Here is a 20918-nt window from a genome sequence, read left to right on the forward strand (position 1 = left end):
AAAAATTCTGGGCCCGCGATCGAACCAAGTGGAGTCGCGGCGCGTTGTGCGCGCCCGCCTAGGTGACGCGCAGTGACGCATGCCCATCCGGCCGGCGGGTATCGCCGAACCGGGGGTCCTGGACCATCCACCCCCATAAAGTAGTTTGGTGCCGTTTGACCGAATATCCCCGTACCGTCGTCGCGCCGGCTGGATCGTCGGCGCGGTCGCCGTACCCGTGCTGCTGGTCGCCGCGCTGCTGGTCGGCCAGGCTCTCACCCCACACTCGACGGCCCCCGAGGGCCAGCACGTGGTGGCCGCCGACCCGACTCCGAGCAGTATCGAGCAGAGCCTTCAGGAGTCGGTCCCGCCGGCCGCACCCGCCCCGGACGGGCTGCCGGTGCTCGACTACGACCCCGCGCCGAAGGGCTTCCCGGCCGACCCGGCCACGATGGACATCGCGCCGCTGACCGAGGGCGTACACCCGACCCGCCGGATCGCCGCGTACGACGCCCCGGGAGGCCGGCCGCTGGCCTTTCTCGAACCGACGCTCGCCGGTGTCGAACTGACCGTGCCGATCGCCCAGCGGCGAACCGGCTGGACGGCCGTCCTGCTGCCCTCGGCCAACCGACGCCTGGCCTGGCTGCCCCCGGGCGGGTTCGACACCGTGGCGCTGCGCGATCAGATCGTGGTGGAGCGCAAGGTGCACCGGCTCACCTGGTACCGGGCCGGCAAGGCGGTGCGCTCGTGGGAGACGAGCCTCGGCCAGTCGGGGCAGGAGACGCCGCTCGGACGCACCTTCATCCTGGGTCGCACCCCGCCGCCCGAGGAGGTGTACGGCGGGGTGGACATCTACGCCCTCGGCTCGATCCCCGACGACCCGGAGGCGGTGCCCACCGGGCTGCGCGGCGCGCACATCGGCCTGCACTCCTGGCACAACGACGACGACCTGGGCGAGAACACCACCAACGGCTGCATCCGGGTCACCCGCAGCGGCCAGCGGGAACTGCTCGCCGAGGTCCGGCCCGGCAGCAGCCTGGTGGTCGTCGACCAGCTCGCCACCCCACCGCCGACCGCCTGAGCCGGGCCGCTCACTCGCCGAGCAGCCAACCGTTCTCGGCCGGCACCTCCGCCGCGATGCCCGCCGCGGCGAGCGCGGACCGTGGGAACGCCACCCTCACCGGACTGCACCCGCAGGCTCAGCCCGTCGACCGCGGCGACCGTACCGAAGGTCTTGGTGAGGCCGTCAGGCCCGGAGGGGCACGGAGAGTGAGGGGCAGGCGGGCGAGGACCGCGACGAGCGTGATGCCGCTGAGTCATCAATATGCCCCTGAGTCATCACCCCCCGACGCTAGGCATTGCGGGGACGGCAGCGGGTAAGCGCGCCGCCGGACGCGGCGATACCGGGAGGACACGATGGGTGCCACACCGCAGAGCCAGGTCGACACGGTCGTGCTGATCCACGGACTCTGGATGACCCCGCGAAGCTGGGAGGGGTGGGCCGATCGGTTCACCGAGCGCGGCATGCACGTCATCGCCCCCGCCTGGCCCGGCATGGACCGGTCCGTGGAGCAGTTGCGCGACGATCCCAGCCCGATCGCCGAGCAGAGCATGGCCACGATCGTCGCCCACTACGACCGGATCATCCGGGCACTCCCGCGACCGCCGATCATCATGGGTCACTCGTTCGGTGGGCTCTTCGCCCAGGTCCTCGCCGACCGGGGCCTCGGCGCGGCGGTGGTGGGGGTGCATCCGGCGGCGATCAAGGGGGTGCTCAAGGTGCCGTTGAGCCAGCTGCGCTCCGGCTTCCCGATCCTGCGCAGCCCCGCCAACCGCGGCAAGGCCGTCCCGTTCACCCAGGACGATTTCGCCTACACCTTCGGCAACACGCTCAGCCGCGAGGAGTCCGACCGGGCCTGGCAGCGCTACGCCGTTCCCGGCGCGGGACGGGTGTTCTTCGAGGGTGCGTTCGCCAACGTCGACCCCCGCTCACCTGCCCGCGTCGACACCGGACGCGTCGACCGCGCGCCGCTGCTACTGATGGCCGGCGGTCAAGACCACGTGGTGCCGGCGTCGGTGGTCCGCGCCAACGCGGGGCTGTACCAGAAGTCCCGGGCCCTCACCGCGTACGAGGAGTTTCCCGGCCGGTCGCACTTCACGGTCGGAGCGCCCGGCTGGGAGGAGATCGCCGACTACGCGCTGGACTGGTCGCTGCGGGCCGCAGCGCTGCCCCGGGAGGCGACCATCGCCAGCGAGACGCCCCGCCGCTGAACATGCCTCATCACAGCTGGACAAAGCGGACAGGTTCGTCCAACACCGATGCCGCCGCGTCCAGGTCGGCCAGGCGCGCGGCGAGCGTCGCCGTCGCCATGTGCCTGGGCAGTGCCGCCCCGAATTTGAGACCGTCGAGAGCCTTGTCGTTGATCTCCGGCAGGCAGAGTCGGGTGGCCGCGTCGGCGGTGAGCGTCCGCCAACTGGCGGGCGTGACATTTTCCCGCAGCCGGATGCTGTTGCCGTCGAATCGTTCCACCGGGTCGACGACCTCGCTGAGGGTCGCTGTCAGCGTCGCGTTCGCTCGGAAACCCGCCCAGGTCCACCAGCGAAGGTCGCCGTTGTCCTCGCGGAGGATGACAGTGCCGCCGGGATGCACGAGGTGAAGCTTATCCTCGCGCTCCTGAGCGAGCCGGGTCAGCGCGCGGCGGGTCAGCGCGACGGGCGGGTCTGTTGCCAGCAGTACCTCCCGCATCGCCTGGGAGAGCGGGTAGCCGCGGTACGCCCAGCCGGTGCCCGACCAACGGGCGCGTCCCCCACCATCGGTGGGTTCGACAAAACATCGCCGCCGGCGCCAGTCAATGTACGTGACCCGCCAGCTCCGGCCGCCCAGCAACAGCCGGCGCTCACCTTGAACCTCCTCGGTGAGCAGGCTGGGGTCGATCCGGCCCAGCTCACTGCGCCCCAGGAGGACGGTGAACTCCGGCGGCCCGGTGAAGACGGCCGTCATCTCCATGAAGTGACGACGACCGAACCGTGCTTCGGCCGCGGATCCGATAAAGAGCATGCCGTCGTCCTGCTCCAGGTAGCCGTGCTCGACCAGGTGTCGCACGATCGGCCGGGCGGTCTCCCCGAATGGGCCGAACCCGTTCCAGGCGTGGGCCCAGGTCTCGTCCCCGATCCGATGCTCCTGCAGGCAGAGCGCGAGCAGCTGCTGAGCGACGATGTGTCGAGGCTCCGGAGGCGCGGTGACCGGCTCCACCCATCCACGTGACCAGAGCAGGAGAAGAGCGGCCGCCTGCACGAGGGGCTGACCGCCGGTTGTCAGAAACAGGCAGTTTCGACTGCTTCCAGGACGACGACCGGTGCGCCCGAGCCGTTGCAGGAAGGACGCCACAGTCGCTGGCGAATCGATCTGGATCACGCGGTCCAGGTCGCCGACGTCGATACCGAGTTCGAGAGTGCTGGTCGAGACTATGACGCAGTCCCGGGACTCGGTGAATGCCTGCTCCGCCCGATGACGCTCGTCGACGGAGAGGGACGCGTGGGAGAGGAACGTCGTGACCCCCTGTGCCCGCAGTAGCTGCCCCAACTCCTCCACGGTCTGCCGGGATTCGCAGAAGACGAGGCGCTTTTCGCCCTGATGCAGACGTGCGATCACGGCAGCGGCGTTGACAAGTGATCCCACGTAGTCCAACTCGATCTCGCCAGGCGGCGGACGACCAACGGTTTGGGCCACGTCGGGCGCCACCACCCGGGCCGGGCGGTTGCCACCACCGGCGCCCTGGAGCCAGGCGAGCAGTTCGTTCGGGTTCCCGACGGTCGCGGAAAGGCCGATCCGTTGCAGCGGTCGGCCGGCCACCCGGGTCAGTCGCTCCAGGACGGCCAGCAGGTGCCAGCCCCGGTCGTCTCCGGCGAACGCGTGCACCTCGTCGACGACGACCGCGTGCAGGCCGGCGAAGAACTGTCGGTGATCGACGTTGACGCTGACCAGCATGGCTTCCAGTGACTCAGGGGTGGTCAACAGGACGTCCGGCCGCTCGAAGAGCACCGCCCGCCGCTGTGATGCGCCGACGTCCCCGTGCCACCGGGCCACCCGCCGTCCGAGCCACCCGGCGTACTGTTCCAGCCGGGGTTGCAGGTTGTTGAGCAGCGCCTTGAGCGGGGCGAGGTAGAGAACGGACGTGCCGGTCCACTGGTGCTCAGCCATTCGGGACAGCAGTGGAAACATCACCGCCTCGGTTTTTCCTCCTGCCGTCGGTGCCAGCAGGAGGGCGTCCTGACCGCCGCGCACCGGCTCAACCGCAGCCCGCTGCAGGGGGCGGAGATCCCGCCAGCCGAGGGTGTTGACCACGTGGTGCACCACGACCGGATCCAGGTCGGGCAGCATGTCAGATCGTCAGTTCGATGTCGTCAGCCCGAGCGGCGGCATTGCGTTCCACCTCGGTCAGCTCGTCGGCTCGCACCGTCAGTGCGTAGTGCCGCAGTGGTTCCCAGTCGGCGAACTGATCCACCCGATCGAAGACGTCCGCGACGAGCTTCTTGAGGTAGACGCGGGGTGCCACTCCGACCTCCCCGCCCAGGGCACCAGTCACGGCGCGGGCCAGGGTGGCCAGGTATTCGTCGTCGACTCGCGCGTTGACCTGGGCGCTGGCGTAGATGTCTCGGACCCTGGTGCCGAGCTCCACCAGAGCGTCGATGGTGAAGCCGGACAGTCGGAGCTGGGTGGCCCGGGGGTTGTCCCAGCGCGGGTCGGGGCCAAGGTCGGTGGCGAGCCGTTGCGCAAGAGGTGGCAGGCGTTGAACGCCCTGCGGACCGTCGAAGAACGCGGGTGTTCCGGTGATCACCAACAGCAGGCCCGGGAATCGTTCAGCATGAATCTCGTCGATGAGCTGTCGGAGAGCGTTCAGCGCTTTGTCCCGGGCGTCGGAGCGTACCCGTTGCAGGGTCTCGACCTCGTCGAGCACCAGCAGCAGCCCATGGTGCCCACTGTCGCGCAGAACGGTCAACAGACCCTGCAGGAAGCTCAGCGCGCCGTAATGGTCGAGGTCACCCTTGACCCCGGCAGCGCGCCGGGCGGAGGCCGCGACGTGCGGCTGACCACCGAGCCATGCCGCCAGCCCGTCGGCGGTGAGGTGGTCACCGGCAGCGCTGGCAGCCCGATAACCGCGCAGAGCCGCAGCAAAGCTCGGCGTGCTGCGGGAAATGTCGCCCAGCCGGCGCTCCAACAGGTCGTTCACCGCACGGTCGAGCCCCGGCGCGTCGTCCTCTGCGACCGTACCGGCGGCGAGCACGTCCTCCTCCAACGCGAAGATCCAACCATCGAGGACGGGACGGAACGCACTCGGCATGAACTGTTCCGTGCTGAGGTGTTCGACCAGCCGTCGGTAGACGGTCTCCATCCGGTGCAGGGGCGTCTCCAGCTCCGAGATCTGGACTTCCGCGGCGGCGAATCCTCGCCGCTTGGCGCGCTCGGCCAGCCATCTGGTGAAGAAGGTCTTGCCAGCGCCGTACTCGCCCCGGACTGCCTTGAAGACACTGCCGCCGTCGGCGACCCGCGCGAGGTCGTCGTCCAGTGCGGCGGTGAACCGGTCGAGCCCGACCGCGAGCGCGTCGAGCCCGTTGCTCGGGACGGCACCCCGGCGTAGCGCGTCGATGATGTCCCGGCGGCGACGAGCGGAAATCTCCACCGTCACCGCTGCTCCAGCTCGAATTGCTCAATCAGCAGCCTGCGGTCGAGGTGGACGGTCCGGCCGTCCGCGTCGACGGTGATCACCGGGTAGCCCTCGACTTGGAGGAGCCGGCGCAACGCGGTGACCGTGCCGTTGATCCGGTGTGCTGGTACGCCGGATCGAGCGGCGAGAGTGTCCAGGGTCGCCCGGTCACCACTGGCGATCAGTGTGCCCAGCAGCGCGGCGACCCGTTCGTCGGCCAGCGGCAGGCGAGGGTCTCGCCGCTGTGCATAGCGGTCGCTGGCGAGCAGCGCCGTCACGAGGTCAGGCGCGGCGTGCTCGGGCTGAGAAACGGCAGCCGCACCTGTTGGCGCGAGGTCGAAGAGACCGGTCGGCGGCTCTTCGACCGGCCGACGTGCACGACGTCGGGTCGCCTGCGTCGGGTGGGCCGACGCCGGTGGCGTCTCCGGCAGCGGTTCGCGCCACCAGTCGGGGCTGGCCACCGGCGCGCCCGCCCACCCGGGTACGGCGAGGTCGTCGCCTGCGCTCAGCACGAGCAGCGGGATGACCGCTTCGGCGGGGGAAGCGCCGCCGTGGTAGCCCGCTTTACGCGGCCCGTAGCGCACGTCTTCCCGCCAAGGCAGGACAATGGAACCGGCTCCGAGCGCCACCCGGCTGCCGGTAACGGCCACCTCGGAGTCTCCGGCCGCTTCGGTCGGCGGGCGCCACCGGTTTTCGCCGCTACCGCTGGGCAGGGTGACCCCGTCTGGGCCACGGTCCACGACATGGCCATGGTCGGAGACGAGGATGACCACCCGGTCCGCCGCAGAGGTAAGCAGGTCGCCGACGGCGGTGATGGTGTCGTCCCCCCAGACGGTGGTGCCCGGTTCGCTGCGGTCCAGCGCGTCGTCGATCGTGTTGACAACGGCGGCGACCAACGGGATCGACGGGTCGTCAAGGGCCGCGAGCACCTCGGGGTCCAGGGCTGCCCCGGCACCGGCCCGTAATGCGGCTTTGTGCAGCAGTCGGCCGGTGGGAAAGCGTTCCTGGAATGCCTTCCGTTCGGCCTGTTGACGGCCTGCGGCGATCCGTCCGCTCAGCAGGCTGCATCGGCTGGCCTCGGTGACGGTCGGCAGTGCCGCCAGCGCCCCGGTCCGCGGCCCGCCGTCAAGGCTGAGCTCGACCCAGGCGCCGGTCCGGGTGACCGACTCGGCCAGCTCGGTGGCGGCGGCGACACCCATGCCGTCCATGACGAGCAGCAGCACCCGGCGGCCGTGGTCAAGGACCGGCTGGACGACACGGTCGAGCACGTCCTCGACGCGCAGCAGCGCGCCGGGCTCGGTCTCGGCGCTGGTCGCGGCGGCGAGCAGCGTGGCGAACTGCTGGTCGTGGCGGGATCGGCGCACGTCGACAGCACGGTGCAACAGGCGGTACGCCTCGGCGACCTGCGGGTCGGGGTCGCCGGTGAAGACGTCGAGCCGTGCCCGGTCCACCCAGCCGTCCTGGCGGACCTGCCGGTGCAGCGCGTCGAGCAGGGTGGCCGGTGCGGGACCGTCGGTGGTGTGCAGCCAGCGCAGCAGGCGTACGGCCATCCGGGCGGTCTCCACTCGGCGGGGATCGGCGGCCCGGTGTGCCTCTACGGTGGCAAGTGCCGACTGCGCGCGGGCAACGGCAGCGGGCAGCGCCGTGGTTCCGGCTGGCACGGCGAGCCGTACGGCGTCGGCGAAGGCACGCAGCCGTTGGACAAAGCCGCTGGGCAGGACGGCCGACGCCCCGAGCAGACCGGTGATGCCCACGTCGGCGGCGATCGCTTCCGCCCGCCGCAGCATCCGCATCGCCTCGTCTCGTCCGGTGGGCCCGGAGTCGACAGTCCGGTAGACCCACGCCTCTGCCGCCTCGTGCAGTGCCTTGGCCTGGTGTGACGTGAGCCGAAGGCCACCGAACCGGGGTTCCAGGCGGGTACGGCCGACCGCCGCCTCCACCTCGGCGACCTTCTCGGTGGGGGCGGGCCAGAGCAGCCCGGCCAGGAGCCCCAGCGCGATGACGTCGACCCCGTGCCCGGCCCGGACGGCGGCCATGACCGGAACGGCAGCACGGCCGGCGGTCCCGGTCAGGTACGTGGTGATGCCGTCGGCGACGGCGTCCGGCAGCGTGGTGAAGCGCAGTTGCCGCCGGGCGTCGGTGCTCCACTGCACCAACCCGCTGTCGTCCAGTTCGGCGGGCGGCAGATCGAGCAGTTCCGAGGTGAGGCTGCGCAACGCGTGGTCACGGGTGAGGATCGCGCCGGGTGGGGCGGGCCACCCGTCCGCCGGGGTGTGGTCGGTGAGGGCGTTGGCGACCCAGCGGCCGACCCGGACCAGGGTGGGGTCGAGGGCGTTCACCCCGCCGAACATCTGCCGGACCAGATCCCACGGGTCGATCTTGCGGACGGTCTGCTTGCTGAGGTGGGCGAGGAGCCCGTCGCCCAACTCGCTGTCCGTCAGCTCGGTGAGCAGCACCAGCCGTTCACCGTCGGACCGGTCGTGCAGGGCTGCGCGGGCGGCCAGCGGGGTGGGACATGGGACCACCCGGACCGGGGTGTCGCCGATGGTGAGCACCGGTTCGGCCGACCACTCGGGTCGGGCGGTCAGCGCGATGGTCTCCGCGCGGTCGTTTTCCGCCAGCCACGCTTCGATCTTGCGGCGGACTGCGTCCGGCTGGGCTGCGGCGACGGGCGCGCTCACGACTGCGTCCCCGCGCGACGAGGGGCAGAGGTGCGCGTCCCGGTCATTGGGTCTCCCAACTGACCGTGACGCGCCGTCCTGCGGCAACCTCGGCCGCGATCTCGGCGGCGATCTTCTCCCAGCTGGCCACGTCGCTGACCTCGTGCCGCCGGGCAGCAACGCCGACCGACCCGCTGCCACCCGGCACCGACGTCGACCTCGCGCCCCCTACCTCGACGCTGCCTGCGCCAGGCAGCGCCGCCGTTTCGGGGGTCCGACCAGGCTGCTGGGTCGGCACCGAAGCGCCCGCGACACCCGGAACCGAACCGGTGGCGCTCGGGGTCGCGCCGAAGCCGTTCACGGTGGCATCGCTGCCACTCGCCGGCGCGGTCGGCTGTTTCGGCTGGTCGGCGGCGAGGAGTGCCGCAGATGCCGCAGAGGCCGATTGGAGGGCGTCGACCAGGTCCTGTCCGTGCTGTTCGTGCCGGCCGACGCTCTGCAACTGCTCGATGATCACTCGTGCCCGGTCGTCGTGGCCGGCGCGGGCGGCGATCGCCTGGAGCAGGGGCCACTGGTGGCCCTGGGCCAACGCCTTGGTGATGTCTCCCGCCTGGCTGAGCACCTCGCCGACGGCCTGGTCGTCGACGTCGCCGAGGTCGGCGCGCGCCAACGTCTCGACCAGCACCACATCGTCGCGCTCGACGGCCAGGTCGGTCACGAGCCGGGCCGCCCGCCGGGCGGTGGCGAGCCGACCCGTGAGCGCCGACCTGTCGAGCCCCAGCACGTCGGCGTGGGCTTCCAGGGCCTGCACGAGGTCACCGGCGGGCTTCTGCCGCGCGCCCGCCGCCCGACGCAGCGTGCCGGCCAGCTCGCCCAGGTTGGCGGGCGTCCGCCAGGCGGGCAGCACGCCGCCGAAGAGCGCGGCACCCCGGAGGACCGCCGCGTTCCAGGCCTGTTCGTCGGGCATCGGCGGGTGCCGCAGCTCCATCTCACCGTCCCGAACGGCGGCAACGTTCGTGACATCGATCTTGCCGCTGTGTTGGTACCAGGCGAGCTGCTGCTCCAGGCCGAAGACCAGAATGATCAGGTTTTGCAGGTCCCGGTCGAAGCCGAACGCGGCGGGCTCGTCGATGAGCCGACGCAGCACGTGCACCGGGAAGTGGTCGGTGTAACCCTCGTTGGCGGCGGCCTGGAGCAGGTGCTTGCTCCAACGGCAGGTGGTCATGTTCAGCACGTACCGGCCGTCGATCAGCTCGCCCAGGCGCAGGTTGTTGCAGACGCGGCGGAGGATGCGCTGGTCGGCCGGGTTGGGCACGCTGACACCCCGGGCGGGGTCGGCGGCGGCCTGCCTGGCGTACTCGATGATTTTCGCCATCTCGCTGCGGGTGACGGGCTTCTCGTCGTCCGGCATGGCCGGACGGCCCGGGTAGGACCAGGCCAGAAGTTCGCCGGTGAGGTTGGTGAACGCCTCGGTCAGGGTGCCGCCGCGGGGGTCGCCGACGTGCAGACCTTCGGCGAGGGTGTGGAACACGCCGATGGTGTCGTCCTGCACGTCGGAGCCGCGGGATGTTGCCGACCCGTACGCTTGCATGAGGGCGCTGATCAGCGTGCCGCGCAGCTGGGTCTGCCGCTGTTGGAGGTAGACCCGGCCCTGCTGCCGGTCGGCGAGGGGCCAGTCGGCGGCGAGCGAGTTGAGCCGGTCGCCGGTGCCGTTGCCGAGCAGATAGTTGATCTTCGCGAGCTGACCGACCTTACCCAGCAGCTCATCGGTGAGATAGAAGGGCAGCCAGAAGACGGTCTTCGAGCCCCGCTCCAGGCGCTCGATCCGGGCGCGGTCGGCGCTGCGCTCGTAGCCCTGCGGGTCGAACGGGTAGTCGATGACGATCCGCCATGCGTCGCCGGTGGCAATCAGCGCGGAGACCGGCATCGTGTCGGGGTCGCGGACGTTGCCGAACTTGACCTGGATGGTGTGCGACCGGCCACGCCAGGCCCGGGAGTGGAGCAGTTCGCCAAGCTGGCCCTCGCTGCCGGCGATGCCCATCTCGGCGCTGACCAGCTCCCGAATGAGCTGCTGCCGGACGCCGGTGTTGTTGGCCTCGTCCTCGCGGACCAGGTCGAGCAGCTTGTCGTAGTCGACGGTGTGCAGCTTGAGGGTGACGACCGGGTCGGGGGTCGTGGTCAGGTGCAGCTCACCGGCGCTGTCGGCGACCCGGTTGAGCCGGTTGAGCACGATCTGCCGCTCGTAGCCGGGGATCGGCGAGGTGATCGAGCCGAAGTTGAGCGCGTGCAGCTTGGCGGCGGTGAGGCTGTGCAGGGCCGGCACCTCGGGCACCAGCGCACCGAGCAGCAGCGTCTTGATCAGCTTGTCGTCGAGCTGGAACTGCTGGTGGGTGGCGGCCTGCTCCTCGTTGATGCTGTTGAGGTTGAGCAGGATCGGCCGCAACTTCTGCACATACAGCGTGCGGGCGGCCTGGAAGAGCTGCTTGAGCTTGGGCCGGTCGGGCAGCTCACCGTGCAGGACGAGAGGGTCGAAGAGCGCCGCCACCCCGATCAGGTCGTTGACCTGGAGAGTGTCCCGCCGTGCGACGAGCAGCTCGGTCATCACCTTCAGCGCGGTACGTTCCCGCTGCAAGGCCTGCGACAGCGCGACCAGGGTGGCGACAAGCGCCGGCGAGAACGGGTAGAGCTTGCGGAACGCGGCGGCGTCGGAGCCGATGCCGGCGTCACCATACTGGGCGCCGAGCAGCAGCGCGTCCCACACCTCCCGGTTGCCCTTGACGGCGGCGAAGGCGTTGTCGAGCACTGCCCGACCCTCATCGGTCAGCGGCTTGAGGAGCCGCTTCTCGGTGATCTCGGGCAGGTTCGTGTCGGCGAGGGCGATCTCACCGAACCGGCCCTGGACGCTGCGCATGACGTGCGCGAGGGCTTCCCGTTCGGTGCCGCCGACCTGGGGGCCGAGGAAGTCCTCCAGGTTGCGCTGCCGGGCCACGAACGAGATCAGCGGCAACGGCCGGGTCGCGTCGGCGGACTCGATGAGCTTGTTGAGCTTGGCACCCTCGGTGTTGACGAAGACGTGGTCGCTGATCTTCGTGGAGAGCCACAGGATCAGCTCGTCGAGGAAGAGCACCATCGCGTCGTACCCGAGGGATTTGGCATGCCGGGTGATCACCGCGAGGCCGGTGTCCAGGTCGAGGTATTCCCCGCTGCGGACGGCACCGGTGAAGAACGTGCTGGTCAGTGCGCTGACCAGCCGGTCCCGCTGCTCGGTGCCGGGCGGCGCGGCCGCCGCCGCGGCGTACATGTCCGGGGTCCAGCCGGCAGCCCGCGCGATGTGCGCGGCGAGGCCGCCGCCGGCCGCGGCGGGAGCGCCGCCGGCGTCGTGCAGCGCCGCGAAGAACGCCTCGTCGCCCATCCGGTCGCGCAGCCGCGCCGCGTCGTCGAGCAGCGCGTCCGACCGGTGTACGGCGGGAACGGGTGCTTGCGGGTGCAGGGCGGTTATCTGGTTGAGGTAGCCCTCCAGGATCGCCTGCTCAACCGAGCGCGCGTCGAGCATGTGGAAGGTGAGGTTGAGCAGCTTCCGGTCGCGCAGCCAGGAGTCGGCGGCGAGGACCGGCTCGGCCAGGCCGCGTACTTCCCGCGCTGCCGGGTTGTGCTGAAGTATCTCCCGCAGCACGGCCATGAAGTGCGACTTGCCGGAGCCGAACGACCCGTGCAGGAACATCGCCTGCGAGCGGCCGGTGGTGACGGCGTGGCCGATGCGGCGCAGCGCCTCGGCGAAGTTGTCCCGGAGTTGGTCGGTGACGACGTACCGGCGCAGGTCCGCGCCCTCAGCGGCACGGACGACGAAGTCGCCGTCACCGACCGACGTCGGAATCTCGATCACGTCCCGTAACAGGGTCATCACCGCTCCTCGCACCGCCATTCCCCGTGCCTCCGGTGTCACCGGCAACCCGCCGATCCTAAGGCGTGACCAGCGCTCATCCCAGCCGCCGGGCGCAGCCCGGACGAGGCGAACGCGTCACAGGCGCAGGGCGGCGACCGCGTCCGCGACCGTGGCGGCTCGGGCGAGCGGGCGGACACCGTCCCGCTCGGCCAACCAGAGCTGACACCCAGTCCGCGTGAGGCGGGCGGTGATGACCTGGCCGGCGTAGTGCTGCCCGAGCCGGCTGAGCAGCACCGTCGGGTCGGCGACGACCGGCGGGTCGGCGAGCCCGGGTGCGGGCACCGGCTGCTCCGGGTCCCGGGGTACGGCGGCGAGTAGGGCGTTCTCCAGGTATTCGAGACAGCCGGCGATGGCCGCTTCCAGGGACCTCGACAGCGCCGGATCCGACTCGACGGGTGTGTCGGCGCGGACGATCTGCACCCCCCACCAGTCGCCGTGCACGAGCAGCGGGTCTGCCTCGTTGAGCCGGTAGTCGCAGACGCTGACCGCCAGGGCCAGATCGAGGCCGAGAGCCAACCGGATCAAATCGGCAAGCGGTGGGGCGTCCGGCACCCGGGCCAGCACGATCAGCCGGGCACCGGAGCGTCCCCGCGCGGCCGAGGAGACGTAGCAGCCGGCCGGGTCCATCCCCGGGCCGTCAACGGTGACGGTGCCGTCGCAGAGGTTCTGGTCGAGCCCGTGGCCCAGCACGTCGCCGACGGGGGTGAGGTCCGGTGGGCGTACCCCGAAGATGGCCGCGAGACGCGCGACCCGGTAGTGGTCGCGCAGCTGGTAGACGGGCTTGCCGCCGGGTTGGGTGGCGACCAGCGTCGCCGGCTCGCCGGCGGCTGGACGCCACAGTGCGTGCACGGCGTGGGACAGGTCGGTGACGGTGACTGTCAACGCCGAGTAGATCCGGCGGCTGTCCAGGCAGGTGTGGCAGTTCAGCGCCGAGGGCGCCATCCCGGTGCCGACGCAGTGGATGCAGTCCGGGTCGGCAGCCGCGGAGCCGACCCGGCAGTAGCAGCGGCGCAGCCGGCTGTCCGGCCGGCAGTCGGGGCATTCGTGCCAGTCGACCGGCTCGCCCCACCAGGCCGGGTCGGGTGGTTCCCAGGCCCGCAGCAGCGTGGTCACCTCGCGCCGGGAGACCTGACCGGTGTTCCGTTCGTGCAGCATCTCGACGCCACCGCCCTCGCGCAGCCGGGTGTGCCACCACCGGCCGTTGCGCCAGATCGCCTGCGCGCCGGGCACGTCCATGGAGAAATCGGACAGAAGCCGGCGTTCCACCAGGTCAAGGTCCGTCGCCACCGGCCCGGCCGGCTCGCCGGAGACCGGCCGCACGGTGTACGCGGGCACACTGCGCCCCCGCTCGTCGAGCCGACGCATCGCGGCGTTGACCGTGGTGGCGGTGACGGCGGCGGGCAGGTCCACACCCCTCGCCTGAGCTTCGATCGGCACTTCCCCGCCGGGCAACTCGTAGCGGACGTCCCAGGTGGCCTCGCCGTAGCACCGACGGACCTCCAATACCAGGTCCAGGTGCAGCAGGTCGGCCAGCGCGCAGAGCTGACCCAGGTGACGCCCCGGGTCTGGCATCGGCGGCTTGTCGGTGGACCGCCCGACGAAGACTCGCCACGGGTCGCTGTCGTACCCGGCCAGCACCTCGGCCTCGATGGCGTGCCGCTGCGTGGCGGGCAGGTCGGGTCGCCACCCCCGGGGCAACCAGAGCGTCGAATGTCGGAGTTCGCCGTCGAGCTGCCAGCGGTCGCGCAGGCTGCGGGCACCTACGCCGCCGGCCAACTCCCACACGATCGGCGCCAACGGCACCTGCCACCTGCCGTCCGCATCGCGCTGCGGCGGGAGTCCGCCGGCCCGCAACCGCCGGGACGCGGCGAGCCCAGTGTCGAGGTTGACCACGGTCAGCACCAACTCCGCCCGCCGCCGCCCGCTTTGGGCGCAGTCCCGACAGGGCACCGCGACGCTGCCGTCGCCGCCGCAGAGTTGGCAGTCGGCGTAGGGCTCATCCGCCTGGGCGTCCCACTCGACGAGCAGCCGGTCGCCACCGCTGGTGCAGTGACACCGCTGGACCTCGAAGGCGAGCCCGCCACAGTCCGGGCAGGTGATCACGGGTACGCCGGTCATCGCCGTCGCACCGCCCGCCGGGAGCAGGCACCGTCGTGGTCGGCCCGCAGCAGGCAGCGCCGGCCCTCGGGCAGCTTGCGGTCGCAGAAGACCCAGTGGCGTACGTTCTGGTCGTCCTCGGCCGACACGGTGGTGCCCGCCGGGTCGAGCTGCGGCAGGACGTGCGCCCAGTGCGCGACCACGCGGGCGAGCCGCTGGGCGGACGGCAGGTCACCGGCGACCACGGGCAGATGGATGACCCAGCGATCGCTCATCGGCTCTGGCTTCGCTCGTTGCGGGCGTGCGCCTGCGCCGACTGCCACTGGCGCAGCGCTTCCTTGACCCGCTCGGTCTCCCGACGGCTCTGTGCGAGCGCGTCATAGACGACCGCCAGGTCACCGGCGACCCGATCGAGGAATTCCTGCACCTCACCGGGCTCGACGCCGCGCCGACCGAGCGGGGTCGGGCGAAACTGCTTCTCGCGTACCTGCCACGGCCGCAACGGGTGGTAGGCCGCAGACCGGTAGCTGGTCGGCCCGTGGACCGACCGCTGCCGACGCCCGGTATGCCGGAAGAAGACGCGCATGACGACCTGCCTCTCACCGTCGAGATAGACCTGTAAACGGATGGGCCCGCCGATCCGTCGGCACCGACGGACCCACCCCGGCACCTGCCACCGCAGCCACGACCAGCAGTACGACAGCAGGGCGCTTCCTGGCCGCACGCCCAGAAACGGTCACCCAGGCGACCCGGAACCTCACTCATCGTGCAACGCTCTAGTCCCTTTACGCAACTCCCGATTGGGAATTAGGTCATTGCGTGTCGCGTTCGCTCAGTCCACACTGGTCGACATGACTGGAAGCCCGACCGTCCGTCGACGGCGCCTCGCCGCAGCCCTCCGCCGCCTGCGTGAGCAGACCGGGATGACCGCCGACCAGGCGGCGAAGGAAATCGGCATCTCGAAGTCGGCGCTCAGCCGCATCGAGAATGCCCAGGTCTCCGTGCTGCCACCGGTCGCCCGCGGCCTCCTTGAGCTCTATGGGGTCGAGGGCGAGGAGGTCGACGCACTCGCTCAGGTCGCTCGGGACGCCCGTAAGCGCGGCTGGTGGCAGGCGTACGACGACGTGCTGCCGGACTGGTTCGAGGTCTACGTCGGGTTGGAGGCCGAAGCATCCGAAATCCGCGCCTTCCAGCCGCAACTGATCCCGGGTCTACTCCAGACCGCCGACTATGCCCGCGCCGTGATCCAGGCCGAACACCCGGACGCCCCCAATGAGGAGGTCGATCGCCGGGTCGAGCTGCGGATGCGCCGACAGGCGAGCGACAACCCACCGAAGCTGTGGGTGGTTTTGGACGAGGCGGCGCTACGACGACCGATCGGTGGAGCGGAGGCATTCAAGGCGCAGTTGCGCCGACTGATCGACGACGCGGGGCGACCCGGCAACACCGTCCAGATCCTGACCTTCGGTGCCGGCGAATACGGCTCGATGAGCAGCGCGTTCAGCGTGCTCGCGTTTCCTGAGCCGGCCGACCCCGGGGTGGTCTACATCGAGACCCGCGCGGGTAGCCTCTACCTCGAAGGCCAACAGGTCAGGGAATACAGCCGCACCTTCGATCACCTGGTCGCCACGGCGGCCAGCGCTCGCGAGTCGCGCGACCTGATCCAGGGGGTGATCGACGAGCGATGAGAGGACGGCGCGCGATGGAAGAGACCCACGTGGCCCGCGTGACCTGGCGGAAGAGCACCCGCAGCAACGGCTCCGGCGACTGCGTCGAGGTTGCCGACAACCTTCCCGGGGCCGTCGGGCTCCGTGACAGCAAGGACCCGGCCGGCCCGGTGCTGACGTTCGACCCGACCGCGTGGTCGGCCTTCGTCGCCAACGTCAAGCAGGAGACGTTCGGCAACTGACGCCAATTTCTCGAGGGGATGCCGCCTGTCGGCATCCCCTCGAGGCGTTTGCCCAGACAGCGACGCCAACTCGGCCAGCAGACCGCCTCGGCATGATGACTTTGAGCGTGATGACTCTGAGGCATATTGATGCCCGTGTGTCATCACGCTCGTCGGGACCCCTCCCACCCCTGCTCAGCTCCGGCCCTCATCCGCCGCCCTCCACTCCCCCTGATCCGTCGATCATGGAGTTGTGGGGATGACATTGACGGGGCTGCCGACGCCTCCTGGTTTCGGTTAGTGTTCGTCCCTCCACGGAACGTACGTCCATGGAGCGCACGCAGTCGACCGGGAGGACGGCATGTCCAGCATCGAGCAAGTGAAGGCCGCGCTCGCTCAGGCAGCCGACCAGAGCAACACGACGACCAACCAGATCCGGGCCGCCATCGAGAGCACCGAGCAGGTGCTGGTCCGGCTGCGCGCAGTGGCCGCCGGCACCGGCCACCCGACGCTCGCCGAGGCCATCGCCCGCGCTGAGCAGAGCAAGCAGCGGCTGATCGAGGCCGCGACCACCTTGCAGGGCAGCAGCCAAGCCGCACAGCAGTACATGAGCGTGCTGGGCTGACCGTGAGCATCGGCGGCACACTGGCAACGGCGTGGCGGGTTTGACGCTCTGTCGGGGCGGCACCAAAATCTGCCCGGTGGAATCGAACGAGCTGACGACGCAAGCGCAGGCACTCCGGGCTGCGGGCCGGACGCCCAAGCAGATCGCCCGGGAGCTTGGCATCACCCGTGCCGTGGCCACCAACCTCGTACGGGGCGTCGCCGCTGCGCGGCCGAAACGCGTCCACCCCTCTGAGCTGCCGCTCGTGGGTTGTTGGATCAGCCGCCAGTGGAGCAACGGCCTGACCATCGCGCAGCGGCCCGCCGACTGGATCGACGACAAGAAGCTGCCCAAGATGGCGATGGGAGCCGGCCTGGTCAGCCTCGTGGTCGCCCGCGCCGACGGCGACGCCGTGACCATCTGCGGGTTCCTGGTCGACACCTACTGCCTCGGCGTCAAGAACGCGCTGCCGCCGACCACCACGGAAGCGGCCGCGTGGCCCTACTTCGTGGACGACTACTTCCAGGCCTACGACTCCGGGCCGATCGAGGCACCGATCGAGCTTGCCCGACACCTGACCTTCGGTGCCGTCGATTACGCCCACAGCCTCGGCTTCGACCCGCATCGTGACTTCTACAGCGCCGCGCCTTACCTCGGAACGTGGGAACCGCCGAGCCGGATCACGTTCGGCCTGAACGGCAAGCCCTACTTCCAGCAAGGCCCCCACGACAACCCCGAGCGGATCGTCCGCACCCTCGACAGGTCAGTCGGCCCCGGCAACTACCACGTCACCATCGTGTCCTTGTAGCAATAAGCCCATCGATGAATGGGGACTGACGCAGCGTACGCGGTCGGGTACGGTCGCTGCGGATGAGCCTGCATCGACGGGGAGGGCTGCCGTGGCGTCGATCGAGGAGATCAAAGCCGGGGTCAACCGGTTCGCTGTCGCGACGAAGGAGCAGGTGGCAGAAATTCAGGCCGTGCGCGCCCAGCTGGAACAGGACCTCGCTCTGCTCATGTCGGTCACCAGTGGCACCGGAGATCCGCAGATCGCTGCCGCGATCAGCAGCCTGAAAGAGATCAGGACGAAGCTCAACACTGCATCCGATCTTGCTTCGGACACCGCGAACATGGTGGCGCGCTATACCGCCGGCATCTGAGGAAGAAGGGGAGAGCCCATGTCTCGCGTCATCATTCCGGCTGGCCTGTCGATGGGTCCTCGATACCGCTACGTCCGGCCGGCGGACCCCACCCCGGAGTGCTACGAAATCCACCTCGGCGACGACCTGGTCGAGCTGACTGAAACCGAGGCCGCTGTCTGGGCAGCCTCCTTCGTGGATGCGGAGCGCCACGCCAAGCTGGAGGTCAATCGAGAGTCCCTGATCCGGCTCTTGGAGACGGCCCCCCGCCCCGAACCGGATGCCGCCCAACTCGTCGACGACCTGATCGGGCGAGGCCTCCTCGTCGAGTTCGACACCGACGGCGACCTCGAACCAGTGTTCCGCCGCCACAAACTGCTCCCCCTCGGCCAGGGCCTCGGATCGACCCCCGACGAGCCCCACCTGCACCGTGTCGGCCTCGCCAACCAACCCATCCTCGCGCTGCCGAACAGCGTTTACGGCCTCTGGTCCTTCTCGTTCCAGAGCAACAGTCTCTGGGACGCCTGCGACTATTACGCGCGGGCTGACCGAGAGGAACTGGAGGAAGGTGAGGAGCCCCTCGGCCTGACACCGGGAGGCATTGCCCGCGAGGTGGCCGTCAACCTGCCACTCATGATCTCGACGAGCTGCGGCTTCCTGGACACCGTTCCCAGATGAGCTGGCGTCGGCGTCATTATCGAGCCGGTGAGCGACCAGAGCGCTCGTTCGCGCGGCGGGTGGGGTTCGAGACAGCCAAAGAGGGCGGGGGCACGCTCCTGCAACAGGCAAGCGCAGCGCTCGGCGCTCTCGTCGGCCTGATCAGTAGCCGCTGGGGTCTCCCACCGTCTGCATCGGTGATCACCGGCGCGATCGTCGGCAGCACGATCGGCAGCATCGGCAAGGGCGTCATCGCGGCGAGCCTCGACCATTTGCGCGAGCGCCGCGAGCAGCAGGAGTCCCGTGTCGCACCCGGATTCACTGCCAGACGAAGCTGGCGGCACACCGGCAGCACCGGCAGATCAGTTCGTGCGGCCGCCCCCGTATCGAGCGGCAACGCCGCCGCCAGCCTCGTCGGGCAGGTCGTCGGCGGGCTCGATCGGGTCGTCGCGCAGCTCAGTCTGGCGTCGAGGCGGCTTGACGAACTGCACCGCAAGATGTGGGCGACCCACAATGCTCTCAGTGCGGTGCTTGCGGGCGGACGACCAGCGGTTGTCGGTGCGACCAATGGCCAACTGACGGAGGCCCGCGGCCACATCCAGGACTGCACGGTGGCCCTCCGCCGCTGCCGTGACGGCGTCGAGGCGTACCGGATAGGCATTTGACCCGCGCGGCCCGGAGGCCGCGCGGGTGACTGGTCCGCTCGCTGCCGGCGCACTTGCAGCAGTGTCGCCGCTGGGCGCTCGAAGCTCGACGCTTACCGGCGTCGCTTGGTCTCCAGCGGCCATGCCAGGCTCACCTGCTCGTCCCGCCCCTGCCTGTCGTAGTAGGCCTGCAGCTCTCGCTTCTGCTCTGCGTACCAGGTGACCTGTGCCCGGTGGAGATCGTCGGGCCGCGTGCCGGCGATCCGTGCATGGCGGGCCGCGATCGAAACCGCCATCTCGGCAGCCGCCCGCGCATCGCTCGCGGCGTCATGGGCGGTCGTCAACTCGACCTCGTAGTACCTACAGAGGTCGCCCAGCCGCCAGCCACCGGACCAGTCGGGCTCGACCTCCCGGTGCAGGATCGACGGATCGATGATGCTGGCTCGCTCCCATTCCATCGCCGGCAGGCCGTGCCGGGCCAACTCGGTGTGGAGCGCCGTGACGTCGTAGTGAGCGCAGAAGGCGACGAGCGGTGTGCCATCCACGATCAGCTTGGCGATCTCGGTGCTCAGCTCGGCCAGCGCTTCACGGGGTGCCGCCCCAGCGTCGCGCACCATCTCGTCGGTGATGCCGTGGATCGCGATGGCGTCCGCCGGAATCGGCACCCCCGGATCGATCAGCCAGGTCATGGTCGTACCGTCGGCGTAGACCAAGGCCGCGGACACGATCCGCGTGTCCTGGGGCTCGCCGTCGGTGCCCTCGATGTCGAAGCCGACGACAGGCATGTCGTGCCACCCACGGTGATTCCCCACCGGCGGCGCCGCCTGGATCGGCACACAATCGTGGTGGTACGAATTCCAGCGGCCGCCGAGCCTGATCGCCTGCCCGGCTCCGGCTGCCACTCGCTGCCCGCACTTGCCACAGCGTCCCGCGAACTTGTTGATCACGATGAGGGGTCTCCCGGCGGTCTCGTCGCGCTACCTCCCCCAGGAAACAGGCGAGAGAGTTACGCGTTGATCGGTACGCCTGAAGATCTTGGTTCATAGAGTTCGAGTAGGTGACCCCACCGGCCTCGACGATTCGGGCCGGATCATTGACCCTTGCGGACGGACGTTTGAGACGCTGGGCCTGCGGGCCACCAGCCCGGGTGTCGCGACCCACGTGTGGTCGATAGCGCGCGTACCGGATGAGGCATAGCCTCAACCCCGACTCACGCTGCGCCGTCTTGCCGGGATTACGGCTCGTGGCGCTATTGCGGAGGTGGCGCCAGGTTCACTCCGCCGAAGATGTCGCGCGCCTGCACCACTGGTCCGGCGACGCGGCCCGAGACTGTGTTGGTCACCGTGTCGGCCCTCAGGGTTGTCTGCTGGAAGATCTCCCAGCGCCGGCGTACCTCTTGATCAAAGAGCGGATCCTGCGCGGCCGCGTCGACCAGTGCTCGCCGTAAAGCAACAGCTCGGTCATCGGATGTCGGTGACGTCGGCTCGGCCTCAATCGAGGTCCGTAGGCCAGAGTGGTCCCCGGCCTTGCGGCGAACAAGGCGCACCAACGAGGCAAACGCCGTTTTTCCTGCGTCGGCCATGCCCTCTGCGGCCCGGGTCG

Annotated in this window: 18 protein-coding genes; 9 read left to right on the forward strand and 9 right to left on the reverse strand. The window is 70.0% G+C overall.

Annotated elements, in window-relative coordinates:
* Nucleotides 1-148: 148 nt before the first annotated feature.
* Both ACLQ24_RS12605 and ACLQ24_RS12610 read left to right on the forward strand, forming a co-directional pair.
* Complete coding sequence (locus tag ACLQ24_RS12605) at nucleotides 149-1060, forward strand: L,D-transpeptidase (protein ID WP_425891380.1); 912 nt, start codon at nucleotides 149-151, stop codon at nucleotides 1058-1060.
* Nucleotides 1061-1395: 335 nt separating this feature from the next.
* The gene (locus ACLQ24_RS12610; protein ID WP_425891382.1) at nucleotides 1396-2250 is read left to right on the forward strand and encodes an alpha/beta hydrolase; all 855 of its coding nucleotides are present in this window, start codon (nucleotides 1396-1398) and stop codon (nucleotides 2248-2250) included.
* Nucleotides 2251-2260: 10 nt separating this feature from the next.
* Here the strand turns inward: ACLQ24_RS12610 and ACLQ24_RS12615 are convergent, their stop codons facing one another.
* The 7 genes from ACLQ24_RS12615 to ACLQ24_RS12645 all read right to left on the reverse strand — a co-directional run bounded on the left by ACLQ24_RS12615 (nucleotide 2261) and on the right by ACLQ24_RS12645 (nucleotide 14970).
* On the reverse strand, nucleotides 2261-4360 hold the full coding sequence (locus ACLQ24_RS12615) for a DEAD/DEAH box helicase (protein WP_425891383.1): 2100 nt from the start codon (nucleotides 4358-4360) through the stop codon (nucleotides 2261-2263).
* Nucleotide 4361: 1 nt separating this feature from the next.
* The gene (brxD, locus tag ACLQ24_RS12620; RefSeq protein ID WP_425891385.1) at nucleotides 4362-5666 is read right to left on the reverse strand and encodes a BREX system ATP-binding protein BrxD; all 1305 of its coding nucleotides are present in this window, start codon (nucleotides 5664-5666) and stop codon (nucleotides 4362-4364) included.
* The gene (gene pglZ, locus ACLQ24_RS12625) at nucleotides 5663-8365 is read right to left on the reverse strand and encodes a BREX-2 system phosphatase PglZ (RefSeq protein ID WP_425891387.1); all 2703 of its coding nucleotides are present in this window, start codon (nucleotides 8363-8365) and stop codon (nucleotides 5663-5665) included. Before pglZ ends, brxD begins: the two co-directional genes overlap by 4 nt.
* Before the next feature lie 43 nt (nucleotides 8366-8408).
* A complete protein-coding gene (locus ACLQ24_RS12630) occupies nucleotides 8409-12245 on the reverse strand; it encodes a phage resistance protein (RefSeq protein ID WP_425891389.1) in 3837 nt (1278 codons plus the stop codon).
* A gap of 117 nt (nucleotides 12246-12362) precedes the next feature.
* Nucleotides 12363-14405, reverse strand: coding sequence for a hypothetical protein (locus ACLQ24_RS12635; RefSeq protein ID WP_425891391.1), 2043 nt, complete (start codon nucleotides 14403-14405; stop codon nucleotides 12363-12365).
* On the reverse strand, nucleotides 14402-14659 hold the full coding sequence (locus ACLQ24_RS12640) for a hypothetical protein (RefSeq protein WP_425891393.1): 258 nt from the start codon (nucleotides 14657-14659) through the stop codon (nucleotides 14402-14404). Before ACLQ24_RS12640 ends, ACLQ24_RS12635 begins: the two co-directional genes overlap by 4 nt.
* Nucleotides 14656-14970 carry a DivIVA domain-containing protein gene (locus tag ACLQ24_RS12645; protein WP_425891395.1) on the reverse strand — a complete coding sequence of 105 codons (315 nt, stop codon included), beginning with the start codon at nucleotides 14968-14970 and terminating at the stop codon, nucleotides 14656-14658. The genes ACLQ24_RS12640 and ACLQ24_RS12645 overlap by 4 nt, the downstream gene beginning before the upstream one ends.
* Before the next feature lie 265 nt (nucleotides 14971-15235).
* On the opposite strand from ACLQ24_RS12645, the gene ACLQ24_RS12650 reads away from it, so the two are divergent.
* From ACLQ24_RS12650 to ACLQ24_RS12680, 7 genes are all read left to right on the forward strand, one after another.
* Nucleotides 15236-16072: a helix-turn-helix domain-containing protein gene (locus tag ACLQ24_RS12650; RefSeq protein WP_425891397.1), complete on the forward strand. Its 837-nt coding sequence runs from the start codon at nucleotides 15236-15238 to the stop codon at nucleotides 16070-16072.
* A 14-nt stretch (nucleotides 16073-16086) separates the two neighbouring features.
* Nucleotides 16087-16293 (forward strand): DUF397 domain-containing protein, encoded by a 207-nt coding sequence (locus ACLQ24_RS12655; RefSeq protein ID WP_425891398.1) that lies wholly within the window; start codon nucleotides 16087-16089, stop codon nucleotides 16291-16293.
* 340 nt (nucleotides 16294-16633) lie between these two features.
* Entirely contained in the window at nucleotides 16634-16897 is a 264-nt protein-coding gene (locus ACLQ24_RS12660; protein WP_425891400.1) for a hypothetical protein, read from the forward strand.
* Nucleotides 16898-16973: 76 nt separating this feature from the next.
* The gene (locus ACLQ24_RS12665; RefSeq protein ID WP_425891402.1) at nucleotides 16974-17684 is read left to right on the forward strand and encodes a hypothetical protein; all 711 of its coding nucleotides are present in this window, start codon (nucleotides 16974-16976) and stop codon (nucleotides 17682-17684) included.
* Between the two features lie 91 nt (nucleotides 17685-17775).
* Nucleotides 17776-18036, forward strand: a complete 261-nt coding sequence (locus ACLQ24_RS12670) for a hypothetical protein (protein WP_425891403.1) — start codon at nucleotides 17776-17778, stop codon at nucleotides 18034-18036.
* Between the two features lie 18 nt (nucleotides 18037-18054).
* Nucleotides 18055-18693 (forward strand): hypothetical protein, encoded by a 639-nt coding sequence (locus ACLQ24_RS12675; protein ID WP_425891405.1) that lies wholly within the window; start codon nucleotides 18055-18057, stop codon nucleotides 18691-18693.
* Entirely contained in the window at nucleotides 18690-19337 is a 648-nt protein-coding gene (locus ACLQ24_RS12680) for a hypothetical protein (protein ID WP_425891407.1), read from the forward strand. The genes ACLQ24_RS12675 and ACLQ24_RS12680 overlap by 4 nt, the downstream gene beginning before the upstream one ends.
* A 92-nt stretch (nucleotides 19338-19429) precedes the next feature.
* Here the strand turns inward: ACLQ24_RS12680 and ACLQ24_RS12685 are convergent, their stop codons facing one another.
* Both ACLQ24_RS12685 and ACLQ24_RS12690 read right to left on the reverse strand, forming a co-directional pair.
* On the reverse strand, nucleotides 19430-20263 hold the full coding sequence (locus ACLQ24_RS12685) for an exonuclease domain-containing protein (RefSeq protein ID WP_425891408.1): 834 nt from the start codon (nucleotides 20261-20263) through the stop codon (nucleotides 19430-19432).
* 302 nt (nucleotides 20264-20565) lie between these two features.
* The gene (locus ACLQ24_RS12690; protein ID WP_425891410.1) at nucleotides 20566-20898 is read right to left on the reverse strand and encodes a hypothetical protein; all 333 of its coding nucleotides are present in this window, start codon (nucleotides 20896-20898) and stop codon (nucleotides 20566-20568) included.
* Nucleotides 20899-20918: the final 20 nt, after the last annotated feature.

Source organism: Micromonospora sp. DT4 (assembly GCF_049841675.1).
GTDB lineage: Bacteria > Actinomycetota > Actinomycetes > Mycobacteriales > Micromonosporaceae > Micromonospora.